Source organism: Mesobacterium hydrothermale (assembly GCF_035818635.1).
Lineage (GTDB): Bacteria > Pseudomonadota > Alphaproteobacteria > Rhodobacterales > Rhodobacteraceae > Mesobacterium_A > Mesobacterium_A hydrothermale.
This window is the reverse complement of record NZ_JAYLLH010000001.1, coordinates 79,360-94,683: the sequence shown is the minus strand read 5'-3', so window position 1 is coordinate 94,683 and position 15,324 is coordinate 79,360. Positions and strand designations below refer to the sequence as shown.

General features: G+C 63.5%; 16 protein-coding genes. 10 read left to right on the top strand and 6 right to left on the bottom strand.

The window, feature by feature from the left end; all coding sequences use genetic code 11:
• Window positions 1-4 precede the first annotated feature (4 nt).
• Window positions 5-1,183: an acetyl-CoA C-acyltransferase family protein gene (locus VK792_RS00465; RefSeq protein ID WP_326295213.1), complete on the bottom strand. Its 1,179-nt coding sequence runs from the start codon at window positions 1,181-1,183 to the stop codon at window positions 5-7.
• 184 nt (window positions 1,184-1,367) lie between these two features.
• Here VK792_RS00465 and VK792_RS00460 point away from each other — a divergent pair, with 184 nt between their 5' ends.
• From VK792_RS00460 to VK792_RS00435, 6 genes are all read left to right on the top strand, one after another.
• Window positions 1,368-2,663, top strand: a complete 1,296-nt coding sequence (locus VK792_RS00460) for an NAD(P)/FAD-dependent oxidoreductase (protein WP_326295211.1) — start codon at window positions 1,368-1,370, stop codon at window positions 2,661-2,663.
• Window positions 2,660-3,415: a DUF1365 domain-containing protein gene (locus VK792_RS00455; RefSeq protein WP_326295209.1), complete on the top strand. Its 756-nt coding sequence runs from the start codon at window positions 2,660-2,662 to the stop codon at window positions 3,413-3,415. The genes VK792_RS00460 and VK792_RS00455 overlap by 4 nt, the downstream gene beginning before the upstream one ends.
• A 106-nt stretch (window positions 3,416-3,521) precedes the next feature.
• Complete coding sequence (locus VK792_RS00450) at window positions 3,522-4,067, top strand: DUF3833 family protein (RefSeq protein WP_435404816.1); 546 nt, start codon at window positions 3,522-3,524, stop codon at window positions 4,065-4,067.
• On the top strand, window positions 4,064-4,795 hold the full coding sequence (locus tag VK792_RS00445) for an SDR family NAD(P)-dependent oxidoreductase (protein WP_326295498.1): 732 nt from the start codon (window positions 4,064-4,066) through the stop codon (window positions 4,793-4,795). Before VK792_RS00450 ends, VK792_RS00445 begins: the two co-directional genes overlap by 4 nt.
• A 30-nt stretch (window positions 4,796-4,825) precedes the next feature.
• Entirely contained in the window at window positions 4,826-5,137 is a 312-nt protein-coding gene (locus VK792_RS00440; protein WP_326295205.1) for a hypothetical protein, read from the top strand.
• A gap of 191 nt (window positions 5,138-5,328) precedes the next feature.
• The gene (locus VK792_RS00435; RefSeq protein ID WP_326295203.1) at window positions 5,329-5,658 is read left to right on the top strand and encodes a DUF3775 domain-containing protein; all 330 of its coding nucleotides are present in this window, start codon (window positions 5,329-5,331) and stop codon (window positions 5,656-5,658) included.
• Window positions 5,659-5,863: 205 nt separating this feature from the next.
• On the opposite strand, the gene VK792_RS00430 is transcribed toward VK792_RS00435, so the two are convergent.
• Complete coding sequence (locus tag VK792_RS00430) at window positions 5,864-7,117, bottom strand: DNA polymerase IV (protein ID WP_326295200.1); 1,254 nt, start codon at window positions 7,115-7,117, stop codon at window positions 5,864-5,866.
• A gap of 41 nt (window positions 7,118-7,158) precedes the next feature.
• Between VK792_RS00430 and VK792_RS00425 the strand changes: the two genes are divergently transcribed.
• Window positions 7,159-7,614, top strand: a complete 456-nt coding sequence (locus VK792_RS00425) for an NUDIX hydrolase (RefSeq protein ID WP_326295198.1) — start codon at window positions 7,159-7,161, stop codon at window positions 7,612-7,614.
• A gap of 66 nt (window positions 7,615-7,680) precedes the next feature.
• Here VK792_RS00425 and VK792_RS00420 read toward each other — a convergent pair whose 3' ends face one another.
• Together VK792_RS00420 and pyrF are read right to left on the bottom strand one after the other, a co-directional pair.
• Window positions 7,681-7,938: a hypothetical protein gene (locus VK792_RS00420; protein WP_326295195.1), complete on the bottom strand. Its 258-nt coding sequence runs from the start codon at window positions 7,936-7,938 to the stop codon at window positions 7,681-7,683.
• Between the two features lie 115 nt (window positions 7,939-8,053).
• On the bottom strand, window positions 8,054-8,749 hold the full coding sequence (pyrF, locus tag VK792_RS00415; protein WP_326295193.1) for an orotidine-5'-phosphate decarboxylase: 696 nt from the start codon (window positions 8,747-8,749) through the stop codon (window positions 8,054-8,056).
• A 206-nt stretch (window positions 8,750-8,955) separates the two neighbouring features.
• On the opposite strand from pyrF, the gene clpB reads away from it, so the two are divergent.
• Together clpB and VK792_RS00405 are read left to right on the top strand one after the other, a co-directional pair.
• A complete protein-coding gene (gene clpB, locus VK792_RS00410) occupies window positions 8,956-11,571 on the top strand; it encodes an ATP-dependent chaperone ClpB (RefSeq protein ID WP_326295191.1) in 2,616 nt (871 codons plus the stop codon).
• Between the two features lie 127 nt (window positions 11,572-11,698).
• Window positions 11,699-12,550 carry a PhzF family phenazine biosynthesis protein gene (locus VK792_RS00405; protein ID WP_326295189.1) on the top strand — a complete coding sequence of 284 codons (852 nt, stop codon included), beginning with the start codon at window positions 11,699-11,701 and terminating at the stop codon, window positions 12,548-12,550.
• 48 nt (window positions 12,551-12,598) lie between these two features.
• Here VK792_RS00405 and VK792_RS00400 read toward each other — a convergent pair whose 3' ends face one another.
• Window positions 12,599-13,087, bottom strand: a complete 489-nt coding sequence (locus tag VK792_RS00400; RefSeq protein ID WP_326295187.1) for a fasciclin domain-containing protein — start codon at window positions 13,085-13,087, stop codon at window positions 12,599-12,601.
• A gap of 187 nt (window positions 13,088-13,274) precedes the next feature.
• Window positions 13,275-13,715 (bottom strand): DUF302 domain-containing protein, encoded by a 441-nt coding sequence (locus VK792_RS00395; RefSeq protein ID WP_326295185.1) that lies wholly within the window; start codon window positions 13,713-13,715, stop codon window positions 13,275-13,277.
• 165 nt (window positions 13,716-13,880) lie between these two features.
• On the opposite strand from VK792_RS00395, the gene VK792_RS00390 reads away from it, so the two are divergent.
• Entirely contained in the window at window positions 13,881-15,320 is a 1,440-nt protein-coding gene (locus VK792_RS00390; RefSeq protein WP_326295184.1) for an FMN-binding glutamate synthase family protein, read from the top strand.
• The last annotated feature ends 4 nt before the right edge of the window (window positions 15,321-15,324 follow it).

Genomic DNA, 15,324 nt, shown 5'->3' with positions numbered 1-15,324 from the left:
CTTGTCACAGGCGTTCGATCGCCAGGGCGATGCCCTGACCGCCGCCGATACACATGGTGATCAGCCCGCGTTTGCCGCCGATCCGTTCCAGTTCGTACAGCGCCTTGATGGTGATGATCGCGCCGGTCGCCCCTACAGGGTGGCCCAGTGCAATCGCGCCGCCGTTGGGGTTCACTTTGGCCGGATCGAGGTCCAGTTCCTTGTTCACCGCCAGCGCCTGCGCGGCAAAGGCCTCGTTCGATTCGATCACGTCGAAATCGCCCACCGTCAGGCCGGTCCTGTTCAGCAGGTTCTGAACGGCCGGGACCGGGCCGATCCCCATGACCTCGGGGCGCACACCGGCATGGGCATAGCCGATGACCCGCGCCTTGGGCGTCAACCCCGCCTTTTCCGCCGCCGACGCCGTCGCCAGCACGATGGCCCCCGCCCCGTCGTTGATGCCGCTGGCGTTGCCAGCCGTCACGGTGCCGTCTTTCTGGAACACGGTGCGCAGCTTGGCCAGCGCCTCGGGCGAGGTTGCCTTGGGGTGTTCGTCCGTGTCGAACGGCACCATATCGCGTTTGACCTTGATCTCGACCGGGGCGATCTGGCTTTTGAAATGGCCCGCGGCAATGGCCGCCGCCGCGCGGTTCTGGCTTTCCAGCGCGAACGCATCCTGCGCGTCGCGGCTGATGTCATGCTCTGCCGCGACGTTCTCGGCGGTCACACCCATGTGGCCGGTGCCAAACGGGCAATTCAGCGCGCCCAGCATCATATCCAGCGTGCGGATGTCGCCCATCTTCTGGCCCCAGCGCTGCGACTGGATGATATAGGGCGAGCGGCTCATGCATTCCGCGCCACCGGCCAGCGCGAACCGGGCATCGCCCAGCATCAGCGCTTGCACGGCCGACACGATGGCCTGCGCTCCCGACCCGCACAACCGGTTGACGTTCATCGCCGGGGTGGTGTCCGGCACGCCCGCCTGCATCGCCGCCACGCGGCTCAGGTACATGTCGCGCGGTTCGGTATTGATGACATGGCCAAAGACCACATGCCCGATCTGCGCCGGATCGACGCCCGACCGTTCCAGCGCCGCTCTCGACGCCACCGTGGCAAGGTCGATCGGCGCCACGCCTGCAAGGCTGCCGCCAAAGGTTCCGATCGCGGTGCGCGCCCCGTCCAGAATGACAATCTCGTCCGACATGCTGTCCCCTCTTGCTGTCTTTGGCGCAGACTATGCGCTGCCAAGCCCCGCTTGTCAGCAACGGACGTGCCGTCATTCCTGTCGCAAGGGAGGTTTTACTGGCTTTTTCGCGGGAAAGAGTCATCCGATCCGGCTACGCCGCCGTATCAAGTTCAAACACACAGAAAAGTCGGAGCAGCCGCCCATGCCATTCGAAGCCCGCCCCAGCGCGCCACGCAAGATTGCCGTCATCGGCGCCGGGATTTCAGGGATGGGGGCGGCGCTGATGTTGGGCGACGATCACCACGTCACCTTGTTCGAGGCCGAGCCGCGCCTTGGCGGCCACGCCCGCACGGTCATCGCCGGCAAGCGGGGCGATCAGCCGGTGGACACCGGTTTTATCGTTTTCAACTATGCGAACTATCCGCACCTTGTGCGGCTGTTTAACCGGTTGGACGTGCCGGTGGCAAAATCCGACATGAGCTTTGCCGCGTCGGTCCGTGGCGGGGATTTCGAATATGCGCTGCGGTCTCTGGATACGTTGTTCATCCAGCGCAAGAACGCGCTGAACCCGCGGTTCCTTCGGATGGTCCGCGATATCCTGCGCTTCAACAAGCGCGCGCCGGAAATGGCCACCGATCCGGCGGAAAGCCTGGGGGATTTCCTTGACAGGTTGGGCATGGGGGAATGGTTCCGCACCTATTACCTGCAACCGTTGTCGGGGGCGATCTGGTCGACGCCGACGGACAAGATCCTGGATTTCCCGGCCTACGCGCTGGTGCGGTTCTTCGAAAACCACGCGCTGCTCAGCAATACCGGCCAGCACCAGTGGTACACGGTGCAGGGTGGTTCCGTCGAATACGTCCGGCGGGTCGAGGCCGCGTTGCGCGCGCAAGGCACGTCGCTTCGGCTGGGCTGCCCGATCGAAGCCGTACAAAGGCAGACGAAAACCGTACAAATCCGGGCCACGGGTGGCGATTGGGAAACCTTTGACGAAGTCATCTTTGCCACCCATTCGGACGACACGCTGCGCCTGCTGGCGGACGCCACGCCGCAGGAGCGCGCGGCCCTGGGGCCGATCCGGTATCAGCCCAACCGCGTTGTGCTGCATGCCGACGAAAACACCATGCCCCGCCGGCGCAAGATCTGGTCATCCTGGAACTATACCGAGGACCGGGTGAAACCGATGAACCAGATCGACCTGACCTATTGGATGAACAAGCTGCAACCAATTCCGAAGGATGACCCGCTGTTCGTTACGCTGAACAGCACGCGCACCATCCGCGAAGAACTGATCTATGATGAATGCACGCTGCGTCACCCGGTCTATGACCTTGGTGCGCTGGAAGGACAGCAACTGGCACAGGCGATCAACGGCGCGCAGAACACCTGGTTCTGCGGGGCATGGATGAAGAACGGGTTTCACGAGGACGGGCTGGGAAGCGCTGTCGAGGTGGTCGAGGCATTGCGCGCCCGCAGCGGGATTGCGGCGGCGGCATGACCCAGATCGACCATATCCACGGCCACACCTACCACGGGCGCAAGGGCGGGATCGGCAATGCCTTCCGCTACTCGGTGGACTATGTGCTGCTCGATGCCGAGAACCCGGTGAAGGGCCCCGGTCTGTTTTCCCGCAACCGCGCAAACCTGGCCAGCCTGCACGACAGCGACCACGGCGGAACGCCAAAGCAAGGCCGTGGCGCAGCCTGGGCGCGCGAAGTTCTTGCTGCGCACCAGGTGCGGGCCGAGGGCAAGCTGCTGCTGCTGACGCAGCCGCGCATCATGGGCCATGTGTTCAACCCGGTTTCCTTCTGGCTCGCGCATGACAGCGGCGGTGCGATGACTGCGGTGATCGCCGAGGTGAGCAACACCTATGGCGACCGGCATTCGTATCTTTGCACCAAACCGGACGGTGCCCCCATTGCGGCCAGCGACAGGATACAGGCGCAGAAAGTATTTCATGTCTCACCGTTTCAACCCATCGCGGGGCGGTACGAATTCCGGTTCGACATCCGCGATGACCGGATCGGTATCTGGATCGAGCTGGGCCATGAAAACGGCGGGTTGATCGCTACGCTGACTGGCGCGCGCAAACCACTGCGCAACCGCGATATTCTACGCAGCCTGTGGCAGCGTCCGTTCGGATCGCGTCGGGTGTTGGGGCTGATCCACTGGCAAGCGCTGAAGCTGTGGGTCAAGGGCGCAGGTTTCCGCAACCGCCCCGAACCGCCTGTGGAAGAGGTGTCGCGCTAAACGCTTGGCACCGCCCCCCGCCGCCCTATCTGGCGCGGCAGGGGCATTGGATCAGAGCATTGGAAATGCAGGAGGCAACATGACCGTTCCCGCGTTCGTCTTTTTGATGATCGGCGCACTTCTGGTGGCACTGCTGGTCTGGGTTCGGCAGCGTTTCCTGTCGTTTCGCGCGCAGTGCCCGCAGGACTATGCCACTGCCAATGGCGAAGCGTTCGACCTGCGCCGCCACCTGAACGGTCAGATACTTTGCGAGGGGATGATCTATGGACCCACGGGCCGGGTGTCGTCGCGATTTGTCGGGTATTTCGAGGCCAGTTGGGACGGCAACCGCGGCGTGATGAAGGAACGCTTCGAATACGACAGTGGCAATACCCAGCACCGCGAATGGCATCTTTCTTTGGGCAACGACGGCTCGATCCGCGCCCTTGCTGCCGATGTGGTGGGCGAGGCGACGGGTCAGCAATCCGGCCCGAGCGTCCTGATGCGCTATCGCATCCGACTGCCGGAAGAGGCGGGCGGGCATGTGTTGTCCACCACCGACTGGATGTATCTTGCCCCCAACGGCACGATCGTGAACCGCAGCCAGTTCCGAAAGTTCGGCATTACCGTGGCGGAACTGGTCGCCACCATGCGCCGGGTCGAGGCCGCCTGATGGACTGGGCCGGCAAGCGCTACTGGATCGTCGGCGCCAGCGAGGGGCTTGGGGCCGCCGTGGCCCGCAAGCTTTCGGCTCTGGGGGTGCACGTGATCCTGTCGGCGCGGAGTGAAGGCCCGCTGAAAGATCTGGCCCAAACCCTGCCCGGCCCCTCAACCGTGATGCCGGTGGACATCACCGACGCCAAGGCGCTGGACGCCGCCGCCGAGCAGATTGGCGTATTTGATGGCGTGGTGCATATGGCCGGCGTCTATTGGCCCATGAAGGCGACCGACTGGAACCCGGATCAGGCCAATGCCATGGCGGATGTGAATTTCACCGGTGCGATGCGGCTGATGGGGGTTGTGGTACCCCGTCTACTGGCACAGGGTCACGGCCATATCGTTCTGACCGGCAGCTTGTCAGGCTTTCGCGGCTTGCCCGGGGCCATTGGCTATTCCGCATCAAAGGCGGGGGTCATGGCGCTGGCGGAATCGATGTACTATGACCTCCGCAAGACCCCGGTGAAAGTGCAGCTTTTGAACCCTGGCTTCATCCGGACGCGGCTGACCGAGAAGAACGATTTCAGCATGCCATTCATCATGGACCCGGACGACGCAGCGGACATCTACATCGCGCACATTGCGTCTGACCGGTTCAAGCGAAGTTTCCCGACCCTGTTTTCCTGGGTCTTCCGCGGCAGCCAGTTCTTGCCGGACTGGATGTATTTCCGCCTGTTTTCCTGACGCCGGTCGTCAGCGTTGCAGGTGCCAGACATGGTTCAGCAGCGCGCCACCCAGGGTCAGACCCATCTCTTCGCCCCGAAACGGGGGCGCCAGAGGATTGCTTGGCAAGTTCCGCAAGTCGGTTGTCTTGCCGAACACAAATGGGCGTTTGATCGAAAGGCCATGTTAACAAACTTGTTCAGAGAACAACTTCCCGCACTGGGTGTGCCCGGTCGTTCGATGATCCGGCATCAGGCCATCAAGACCGGAACCGAGAGGCGAATTGCCATCATTTTTCATGTTTTTCAGCCTCTGGAAATCTGCAGCTTTCTTGTGATCAGAAACCGTTTCCGGGGCGTGTAGATTTTATCGCCCGCGTCGGGCCACAATGAGAGGTGCACTGGCCCGTCCGCTGCGCTACTGTCCATCCCGACCGCGTCGGCGGGCGTAGTGTCCAGAATCGATCCCTACAGATCATCGGGACCGCACAAGCCCAGACAGCAGTTGCGCGCATGCGTCTTTGAAAACGACCGAAGCAGAGGAAAGAAACCGCGATGTTCGAAATCATTAGCCCCAGGAAAGTCGCGCAGGTCGTGTTGATGTCGCGCGAACTGGACCGTGCCGAGGCAGAGTTGCGCGCGTTCATCGACCGGCTCAACGAAGAAGAACAGGCCGCGCTTGTCACCGTCATGTGGGTCGGCCGCGACAGTTTCGACGCCGAAGACTGGCAAGAAGCATATCAGACCGCACTGTCCGAGGCGACGACACCCACCGCAGATTACCTGATCGGCACCCCGCACCTGTCGGAAAACCTTGAGGCCGGGATGGAGGCATTTGGTGTCTCGGTCACCGATATCGAAGATGACCTGATGCTGGACCGCTGAGGTCTCGGGTCGGTCCGGTGCGCGCCGGGTCTTCGGATCGCTGTCGCGATCCGATCCGGGGGGGGGGGGGGGGGGGGGGGGGGGGGGGGGGGGGGGGGGGGGGCGGGGGGGGGCCCGGCCCCCCCCCCCCCTCCGCGGGGGGGCTTTGCCCCCCGGACCCCCCAGGATATTTGACGCCAGAAGATGTGCACAAAGCGCAGAGCGGCTATCGCAAAGCCCGGCCCTTCTTTATTGCGTCCTTGCCAAACCGGGCGCGGATCGCGTCAGTCGCACGTTCGGCACGGCTGCGGCGGTCGGCGTCCGGGTCCAGCAGGTCCGTGGAGCGGTCGGCATCGGCCGCCGGGACAAGATCGGACAGACCTGCCCCGATCAAGCGGTAGGGGCCCTTGTTGCCGACCTGGTCGAACAAGCCACGCGCTTCGCGGTACAACCGGTCGGCCATCTGGGTTGCATCGCGCAGGGCATGCCGGCGCGAAATCAATGTGAAATCCGCGCGCTTGAGTTTCAGCGTCACCACCCGGCCTGCCAGACCGCGCGCCTTGGCCCGGTCGGCGACCTTTTCACACATCCGCCACAGGTGACCGTCCAACACGTCGGGGTCATGGGTGTCGTCGTCGAAGGTGGTTTCGTTCGAGATCGACTTGATCGGCGCGTTGGCCAACACCCGGCGGCTGTCCTGCCCGCGGGCGAGGGTCCACAGCCTGTCGCCCATTGACCCGAACCTTTCGGCGAGGTCGCGTCGATCCCAGCGCAGCAAGTCGTTGAAGGTCCGGATCCCGGCGGCGTCCAGTGCGGATTGGGTCGCCTGCCCCACGCCCCAGATCATCCGCACGGGTTTGTCGCGCAGGAAGGCATCGGTTTCCGCCAGCCCGATCACCGCAAACCCGCGCGGCTTGTCGAGATCGGAGGCGACCTTGGCCAGGAATTTGTTGTGTGACAAGCCGATAGAGCCGGTGACACCCAGTTCATCCTTCATGCGCCTGACCAGACGGGCCAGCATCGTGGCAGGTGGGTGGCCGTGCAGGCGGGCGGTCCCCGTGAGATCCATGAATGCCTCGTCCAGCGAGAGCGGTTCGACGGCCGGGGTCAGCTCTTGCATCATGGCGCGGATCTGGCGGGAAACCTCGGCATAGACCTCCATTCTTGGCTTCAGCACCACCGCGTCGGGGCAGAGTTTCAGCGCCTGGAACATCGGCATGGCAGAGCGCACGCCGCGGATCCGCGCGACGTAGCAGGCGGTCGACACCACACCGCGCCGTCCGCCGCCGATGATGACCGGCTTGTCGGCCAGTTCCGGCGCGTCGCGTTTTTCGACGCTGGCGTAAAAAGCGTCGCAATCCATATGTGCGATCGACAACTGCCAAAGCTCGTCATGGGCGACAATCCTTGGGCTGCGGCAGGCGGGACAGCGCAAACCGTGGTCAAATTCGGTCAAACAATCGCGACAAAGGGCAGGCATGTTCGCATCCGTTGGCAAGCACACCTATCTTACAGCGTATGATGAGCAGAGAAAACGCACCCCGTCAGATGACCGAGCCTTTCCAAGGCGCGAAGGTCATGCTGTTTTTCGGCGCGCGCCTGCTGGTCATGCGCCGCGATGACAAACCGGGGATCCCGTGGCCGGGCTTTCTGGACTGGCCCGGCGGCGGACGCGAAGGCGATGAAAGCCCGGAAGCCTGCGTGCTGCGCGAAACGCAGGAGGAGATCGGATTGCTGTTGTGCCCGGCGGACCTGTGTTGGAAATCGCCCTATCACCGGCCTGGCTGGCTCAGCTGGTTTTTTGCGGCGCATCTGCCTGCGGCGCGCGCCAACGACATCCGTTTCGGCAACGAGGGGCAAGGGTGGATGCTGATCCCGCCCGAAGCCTTTCTGCACGACGCCAAGGCCATTCCGCATTTCCGGACGATGCTGGACTTTTACCTTGGGAGTTGCAGGCCGATAGCGGCCGAGGCGTGAGGACAGGCACGCCCCGGCCAGCCGCAGCCCACTGGGTGGGGTTGGGGCAGGCTGCGGTTTCTGGGGTCAGGCGGCGCGGTGCAACACCGGCGCTTGCGCTGCGGGACGGTGCACCATCACCAGACGGGGGCGATGGTGGATTTGCCGGTCGGCATCGTGGATCAGGCCGCGGATTGCCTCTGCATGACCTGTGGAAATCGGCGCATAGAAACTGCACGCAAGGCGTTGTTCGTCGCCGTCCAGAATGCGCGCGGCCACCGCCTCGAATGCGCGGCGGGCCGGGTTGTAGTGGATATTTTCCAATTTGAAGCCGTTCTCGGGCATGACCGGAACTCCCTCTGACTGCACGATGCCTTGGTGGCACGACATTCAGATGGGTATCGTTCACAACGCCCCCCAGTGGGAAAACGCAGGTGTGATTCCCCGTGAGGCAGAGAGGTTAGACCGACGCCAGTTCGTCCAGAACGGCACGGGCGGCGGCCACGGGGTCATCCGCGCTCCAGATCGGACGGCCGACGACAATGTGATCCGCGCCGCTGGCAACGGCCTGAGCCGGAGTGGCGATGCGTTTCTGGTCGCCCTTGTCGGCGCCTGTGGGGCGCACGCCCGGGGTCACGATCAGCCTGCCGGCCGCATTGGGCAGCGCGCGGATCGCTGCCGCCTCGTTCGGTGAGGCGATGACACCGTCCGCGCCGGCCTCAAACGCGCGCGCGGCGCGTTCGACGACGATATCGGGCACGTCACCTGCCACCATCATGCCATCATCCAGGTCCGCGCGGTCCAGCGAGGTCAGGATGGTCACGCCCAGGATCTTCAGGTCTTTGCCTGCGGCGCCTTCCTTGGCGGCGCGGATCACATGCGGATCACCGTGAACCGTCAGGAAATCCAGATCGAACTGCGCCAAACCGCGCACCGCCTTTTCCACGGTGATGCCGATGTCGAAAAGCTTCATGTCCAGGAAGATGCGCTTGCCGTGTTCGTGCTTCAGCTCGTTCGCCAGGGCCAGCCCGCCGCCGGTCAACATCCCCAGCCCGATCTTGTAAAAGCTGACGGCATCGCCCAACTGATCGGTGATTTTCAGCGCGGACAGCGCATCGGGCACGTCAAGGGCGACGATCAAACGGTCATCGGACATCGGGCTTACCTTTCGCTGGGATCGCGCCGTATTGCCCCCCGGAGCCGGCCGAAGTCAAGCGGCTCGTAGGTCTGAAAATGTGATCACACCCTCTTGAAGCAGGTCGGCGCAAATCCCATTTTTCTGTTGAGGCCCGGAACCGGGGTGTGCCGCAAAGCGGGCACCGCCAAATTCAAGACCGGGCGCTTAACGGAAGGAGAACAGCCATGAACTTGGACAAGTTCACGGAGCGGTCGCGTGGTTTCATTCAGGCCGCACAAACCATCGCCATGCGCGAAGGGCACCAGAAGCTGGCGCCCGAACACATCCTCAAGGCATTGATGGACGACGATCAGGGCATGGCCAGCAACCTGATCACCCGCTCGGGCGGCAACGCGCAGCGCGTTGTGCAATCGCTTGACGGCAAGCTGGCAAAGAGTCCCAAGGTCAGCGGCGACACAGGTCAGGTTTACCTGGACCAGGGCACCGCGCGCGTTCTGGACGAGGCGGAAAAGATCGCCAAGAAGGCGGGCGACAGCTTTGTGCCGGTCGAACGCATCCTGATGGCGCTGACCATGGTCAAGAGCGCCGCGAAAGAGGCGCTGGAAGACGGGGCCGTCAACGCGCAGGCGCTGAACGCCGCGATCAACGACATCCGCAAGGGCCGTACCGCCGACAGCGCGTCGGCCGAGGAAGGTTATGATGCGCTGAAGAAATACGCGCTCGACCTGACCGAGCGCGCCCGCGAAGGCAAGATCGACCCGATCATTGGCCGCGACGACGAAATTCGCCGCGCCATGCAGGTGCTGTCGCGGCGGACCAAGAACAACCCGGTCCTGATCGGGGAACCCGGTGTCGGGAAAACCGCGATTGCCGAGGGTCTGGCCCTGCGCATCGTCAACGGTGACGTGCCCGAAAGCCTGAAGAACAAGAAGCTTCTTGCGCTGGACATGGGGGCGCTGATCGCCGGTGCGAAATACCGTGGCGAGTTCGAGGAGCGCCTGAAGGCCATCCTGAACGAGGTAACCGCCGCTGCGGGTGAAATCATCCTGTTCATCGACGAAATGCACACGCTGGTTGGCGCGGGCAAGGCAGACGGGGCGATGGATGCGTCCAACCTGCTGAAACCGGCGCTGGCGCGCGGTGAGCTGCATTGCGTCGGGGCGACCACGCTGGACGAGTACCGCAAGCACGTCGAAAAGGACGCCGCCCTGGCCCGCCGGTTCCAGCCGGTGATGGTGCAGGAACCGACGGTCGAGGACACGATCAGCATCCTGCGCGGGATCAAGGAAAAGTACGAACTGCACCATGGGGTGCGGATTTCCGACAGCGCCCTTGTGGCGGCGGCGACCCTGTCGCACCGCTATATCACCGACCGCTTCCTGCCGGACAAGGCCATCGACCTGATGGACGAAGCCGCCAGCCGCCTGCGCATGGCCGTGGACAGCAAGCCCGAAGAACTGGACGCGCTGGACCGCGACATCCTGCAAAAGCAGATCGAGGTCGAAGCGTTGCGCCGTGAAGACGACGACGCATCGAAGGACCGCTTGCAAAAGCTGGAAAAGGATCTGGCAGACCTGCAACAGCACTCGGCAGAAATGACCGCGCGCTGGCAGGCGGAACGCGACAAGCTGGCCGGAGCCCGCGACCTGAAGGAAAAGCTGGACCGTGCCCGGGCCGAGCTTGAGATCGCCAAGCGCGAGGGTGACTTCGCCAAAGCAGGCGAGCTGCAATACGGCACCATCCCAGAGCTTGAGCGCAAGCTGGGCGAGGCCGAGAATTCCGAAGGCGACGTCATGGTCGAAGAAGCCGTGCGCCCAGAGCAGATCGCCCAGGTGGTCGAACGCTGGACCGGGATCCCGACCAGCAAGATGCTGGAAGGCGAGCGCGAAAAGCTGCTGCGGATGGAAGACGGGCTGCACAAGCGCGTTGTCGGTCAAGATCAGGCCGTGCGCGCCGTGGCCAACGCCGTGCGCCGAGCCCGTGCCGGGCTGAACGACGAGAACCGGCCGCTTGGGTCGTTCCTGTTCCTTGGCCCGACCGGTGTGGGTAAGACCGAACTGACCAAGGCCGTGGCCGAATTCCTGTTCGACGACGACAACGCGATGGTGCGCATCGACATGTCCGAGTTCATGGAAAAACACGCGGTCAGCCGTCTGATCGGTGCGCCTCCGGGCTATGTCGGGTACGACGAAGGCGGTGTGCTGACCGAAGCCGTGCGGCGCCGGCCCTATCAGGTCGTGCTGTTCGACGAGGTCGAAAAGGCCCACCCGGACGTGTTCAACGTCCTGCTGCAAGTGCTGGATGACGGTGTTCTGACCGATGGTCAGGGCCGCACCGTGGACTTCAAACAGACGCTGATCATCCTGACGTCGAACCTTGGGTCGCAAGCGCTGAGCCAGCTGCCCGACGGGGCTGACAGCGGTCAGGCCAAGCGCGACGTGATGGACGCGGTGCGGGCGCATTTCCGCCCCGAGTTCCTGAACCGCCTGGACGAGACGATCATCTTCGACCGCCTCAAGCGCGAGGACATGTCGGGCATCGTGGATATCCAGCTGGCGCGTCTGGTCAAACGGCTTGCCGGTCGCAATATCCGGCTGGAGCTGGACGACAGCGCCAAGACCTGGCTGGCCGATGCAGGCTATGACCCGGTGTTCGGGGCCCGCCCGCTCAAGCGCGTGATCCAGCGCAGCCTGCAGGATCCGCTGGCGGAATCCCTGCTGGCCGGTGATATCAAGGACGGCGACACCATTGTCGTCAGCGCCGGGGCCGATGGTCTGCTGATCGGCGACCGCGTGGGCGCAACCACCACGCCCAAGCCGGACGATGCCACCGTGCACTAAGGCCACGCCGCACCAAAGGGAAAGCCCGCCACCCGGCGGGCTTTTTCGCGTCTAGCGGGCGGATTTCCGGTTTCCCCTGCCCAGCGGCAGGTTAGTGTCGCCGCAGCAGACAGACCCGGAGCCCCCCATGCGCGCGTTCAAGATCGTCGATGTTTTCACCGCCACCCCGTTCAAGGGCAATCCCGTCGCCATTGTCATGCAGGCGGATGGGCTGACCGACGCGCAGATGCAGGCGATTGCGCGCTGGACGAACCTGTCGGAAACCACGTTTCACCTTGCCCCGACGCTGCCGGATGCTGACTATCGCCTGCGCATTTTTACCCCGCGCAGCGAACTGCCCTTTGCCGGGCACCCGACGCTGGGCAGCGCCCATGCGCTGATCGAGGCAGGGTTGGTGACGCCGCAAGACGGGCGATTGGTGCAGGAATGCGCGGCAGGTCTGGTGCCTGTCACCACCGACGGGACGACGCTGGAACTGCAACTGCCGCCGGCGCACATCCGCCCGCTGGACATGGAGGAACGGACACGCCTGTCTGCCATCCTTGGCGGCACGCCGGCCGAAGGACAGCCACCCGTGCTGGTCGATGTCGGTGCGCGCTGGATCGTCGCGGAACTGGCCGATGCGCAAACGGTTCTGGCCCTGTCCCCCGATCTGCCCGGCTCTGCGGCGATGGAACATGACTTGCAGGTTACCGGCGTCACTGTCTTTGGCCGCCATGACAGCGGCCCGTCGGCCTACGAAGTACGGTCTTTCGCCCCCGGCGACGGCATCGCCGAAGACCCGGTCTGCGGCAGCGGCAACGGATCGGTGGCGGCATACCTGAGCGCGCGGGGCGATCTTGCGGATGGTGCGGGGTATGTCGCGACGCAGGGCCGATGCGTCGGACGCGATGGACGGATCAGCCTGCGCCGGGCCGGAGACAAGATCTTTGTCGGTGGCGCGGCGGTCACCACAGTGGATGGTACCGTCACCCTGTAGAAAAGGCGCCCCCGTCAGGGGGCGCCCGGTCGTTCGGCAAGACTGGCATCAGTTGCTTGGCAGGATCACCTTGTCGATGACGTGGATGACACCGTTGCTGGCCTCGATATCGGCGGTCACAACCGACGCATCGTTGACCATCACGCCATTGTCGAGGTCAATCATGATGTTGCTGCCCTGCACGGTGGCGGCGGCCATGTCATCCGACAGGTCGGTCGACATCACCTTGCCCGGCACCACGTGGTAGGTCAGGATCGCGATCAGCTGATCCTTGTTTTCCGGCTTCAGCAGGTTTTCAACCGTGCCGGCGGGCAGCGCGGCAAAGGCGTCATCCGTGGGAGCGAACACGGTGAACGGGCCTTCGCCCTTCAGCGTGTCGACCAGACCGGCGGCGGTCACGGCCGCGACCAGCGTTTCAAAGCTGTCGTTGCCTGCGGCGATATCAACGATGTCTTTCATGCCACCGTGGCCATCGGCAAAAGCCGGTGCGCCAAGTGCAGCAGCTGCGGCGAGGGCAGTCAAAGTCCGTTTGAACATGTTTCGTCCTCCTTCATGAGATCAAGACGCTGTCTCGGTTGCGTCATGAAGGATTACGGAGGCCCGGGGCCTTTGGTTCACCGCGGTTTTTTCAGGTCCCGCCGTTGAAACAGGCGCGTGGCCCGCTAAGCCACGCCCTGACTATTCTTCCACTGACAACTTCGTCAGCGCCTTTGATCTGCCGTGATCAATCCAGGCCGATTGCTGTGCGCGCAATGCCATCCAACAGCGCCTCGATCTTCTTCATCGCGCCGTCGGGATAGGTGCGGAAGCCGATGGTGGTGGTGTCGGGCGTTTCCGGGCGCACGATCACGAAGATGTCGTAAGGGCAGAACACGACGTTCATCGGATCGGCCTCCATCACCTCGCGCGACAGCGTCGCCGAACAGAAGCTGTAGATGTCTGCATGTTCGAACAGAACCACATCCGACCCGGTCGCATCGCGGGTGCGTTCCAGCATGTCGCCGGTGTGGCTGATGTGGTCGACGACCAGACCGGCATCGAGGATCGCGCTTTCCAGTCCGAAGACCACATCGTCGAAGCTGTCGCTGGTGTCATAGGTGATCATGTCCTGTGCGATGGCGGGGGTTGCCAGCAGCAAGGCGCAGCTTATCAGAAGTTTCTTCATTGGGTCTCCTCCCGGTCGTGTTGGTTGCCCTGCGGGGACAAGCTTGTCACTGTGCCCGACAGGTGCATTGCGGACTAATTATGCAATTCTCCGAATATGTCGACCCCAGACTCAGGTTTTGCCATGTATGCGCTACAATTTCTCGCAGTCTTGTTCATCGCGGTCATGGGTATCGCGGTCCTTGCCGTGCTTGTCATGTTCTGGATCGACCGGGCGCAAACCCGCGACGCGATTCGCCGGAATTATCCCGTGATCGGGCGATTCAGGCACATCTTTTCTACGTTGGGGGAATTCTTCCGTCAGTATTTCTTTGCCATGGACCGCGAAGAAATGCCGTTCAACCGGGCACAACGGGACTGGATCGACCATGCCTCGCTGGGGGACAGCAATACGGTGGCGTTCGGCTCCACCCGGTCGCTGTCGATCCCGGGCACGGCGCTTTTCGCCAATGCGGCCTTTCCCCCGGTCAGCGAACAATTCGCCAGCACCGAACCCCGGCTGATCGGGCCGGGTGCACGCACACCTTACCACGCGCCGTCGTTTTTCAACATCTCTGGGATGAGCTATGGCGCGCTGTCGAAACCGGCTGTGCGCGCGCTCAGCCGCGGCGCGAAGAAGGCCGGCATCTGGATGAACACCGGCGAAGGCGGGCTGTCGCCCTGGCACCTGGAAGGCGGCTGCGACATCGTTTTCCAGATCGGCACGGCGAAATACGGGGTTCGGGACGACTCCGGAAAGCTCGACGATGCCAAGCTGCGCTCCATCGCCGCCCATGATCAGGTGCGGATGTTCGAAATCAAACTGGCGCAGGGCGCGAAGCCCGGCAAGGGCGGTATCCTGCCCGCCGGCAAGGTGACCGAGGAAATTGCCGCGATCCGGCACATCCCGGCAGGTCAGGCCAGTATTTCACCCAATCGCCACGAAGAAGTCGATGACTGGGATGACCTGCTGGACATGATTGCCCGCGTGCGCGACGTCACAGGCAAGCCAACCGGCATCAAGACCGTGATCGGAACAGAGGATGCGCTGAAGGGGCTGTTCGTCGCCATACGCAAACGCGGTGCCGACAGCGCACCTGATTTCATTACCATCGACGGCGGCGAAGGCGGCACCGGTGCCGCACCGATGCCCTTGATCGACCTTGTCGGCCTGTCTATCCGCGAGGCACTGCCGATCGTCGACAACCTGCGCCACAGTTTCGGGCTGGCTGACCGGGTGCGCCTGATCGCCAGCGGCAAGCTGGTCAATCCCGGCGACGTCGCCTGGGCCTTGGCGACAGGCGCGGATTTCGTGGTTTCGGCGCGCGGCTTCATGCTGTCGCTGGGCTGCATCCAGGCGCTGAAATGCAACCGCAACACCTGCCCCACCGGTATCACAACCCATGACCCGCACCTGCAAAAGGGCTTGGTGGTCGAGGTCAAGCAAGACCGGGTTGCGCGCTATGCACAAGAGATGATCCACAACGTCGAAACCATTGCCCATTCCGTCGGCGTGACGGAACCCCGACAGATGCGCCGCAGCCATGTGCGCGTGGTTCTGCCGGACGGACGCACCGCATCGATGTCGGACCTGTGGCCACGCCATGACGCCCACCGACCGGCATAAACCC

What these genes read in the sequence shown, in the direction of transcription:
- VK792_RS00420 (WP_326295195.1), bottom strand. Translation starts at nt 7,938, where the DNA reads ATGCCCGAGAACGGCTTCAAATTGGAAAATATCCACTACAACCCGGCC.
- VK792_RS00455 (WP_326295209.1), top strand. Translation starts at nt 2,660, where the DNA reads ATGACCCAGATCGACCATATCCACGGCCACACCTACCACGGGCGCAAG.
- VK792_RS00395 (WP_326295185.1), bottom strand. Translation starts at nt 13,715, where the DNA reads ATGAAGAAACTTCTGATAAGCTGCGCCTTGCTGCTGGCAACCCCCGCC.
- VK792_RS00430 (WP_326295200.1), bottom strand. Translation starts at nt 7,117, where the DNA reads ATGCCTGCCCTTTGTCGCGATTGTTTGACCGAATTTGACCACGGTTTG.
- VK792_RS00405 (WP_326295189.1), top strand. Translation starts at nt 11,699, where the DNA reads ATGCGCGCGTTCAAGATCGTCGATGTTTTCACCGCCACCCCGTTCAAG.
- VK792_RS00450 (WP_435404816.1), top strand. Translation starts at nt 3,522, where the DNA reads ATGATCGGCGCACTTCTGGTGGCACTGCTGGTCTGGGTTCGGCAGCGT.
- VK792_RS00465 (WP_326295213.1), bottom strand. Translation starts at nt 1,183, where the DNA reads ATGTCGGACGAGATTGTCATTCTGGACGGGGCGCGCACCGCGATCGGA.
- VK792_RS00440 (WP_326295205.1), top strand. Translation starts at nt 4,826, where the DNA reads ATGGTTCAGCAGCGCGCCACCCAGGGTCAGACCCATCTCTTCGCCCCG.
- VK792_RS00425 (WP_326295198.1), top strand. Translation starts at nt 7,159, where the DNA reads ATGAGCAGAGAAAACGCACCCCGTCAGATGACCGAGCCTTTCCAAGGC.
- pyrF (WP_326295193.1), bottom strand. Translation starts at nt 8,749, where the DNA reads ATGTCCGATGACCGTTTGATCGTCGCCCTTGACGTGCCCGATGCGCTG.
- VK792_RS00400 (WP_326295187.1), bottom strand. Translation starts at nt 13,087, where the DNA reads ATGTTCAAACGGACTTTGACTGCCCTCGCCGCAGCTGCTGCACTTGGC.
- VK792_RS00460 (WP_326295211.1), top strand. Translation starts at nt 1,368, where the DNA reads ATGCCATTCGAAGCCCGCCCCAGCGCGCCACGCAAGATTGCCGTCATC.
- VK792_RS00390 (WP_326295184.1), top strand. Translation starts at nt 13,881, where the DNA reads ATGGGTATCGCGGTCCTTGCCGTGCTTGTCATGTTCTGGATCGACCGG.
- VK792_RS00435 (WP_326295203.1), top strand. Translation starts at nt 5,329, where the DNA reads ATGTTCGAAATCATTAGCCCCAGGAAAGTCGCGCAGGTCGTGTTGATG.
- clpB (WP_326295191.1), top strand. Translation starts at nt 8,956, where the DNA reads ATGAACTTGGACAAGTTCACGGAGCGGTCGCGTGGTTTCATTCAGGCC.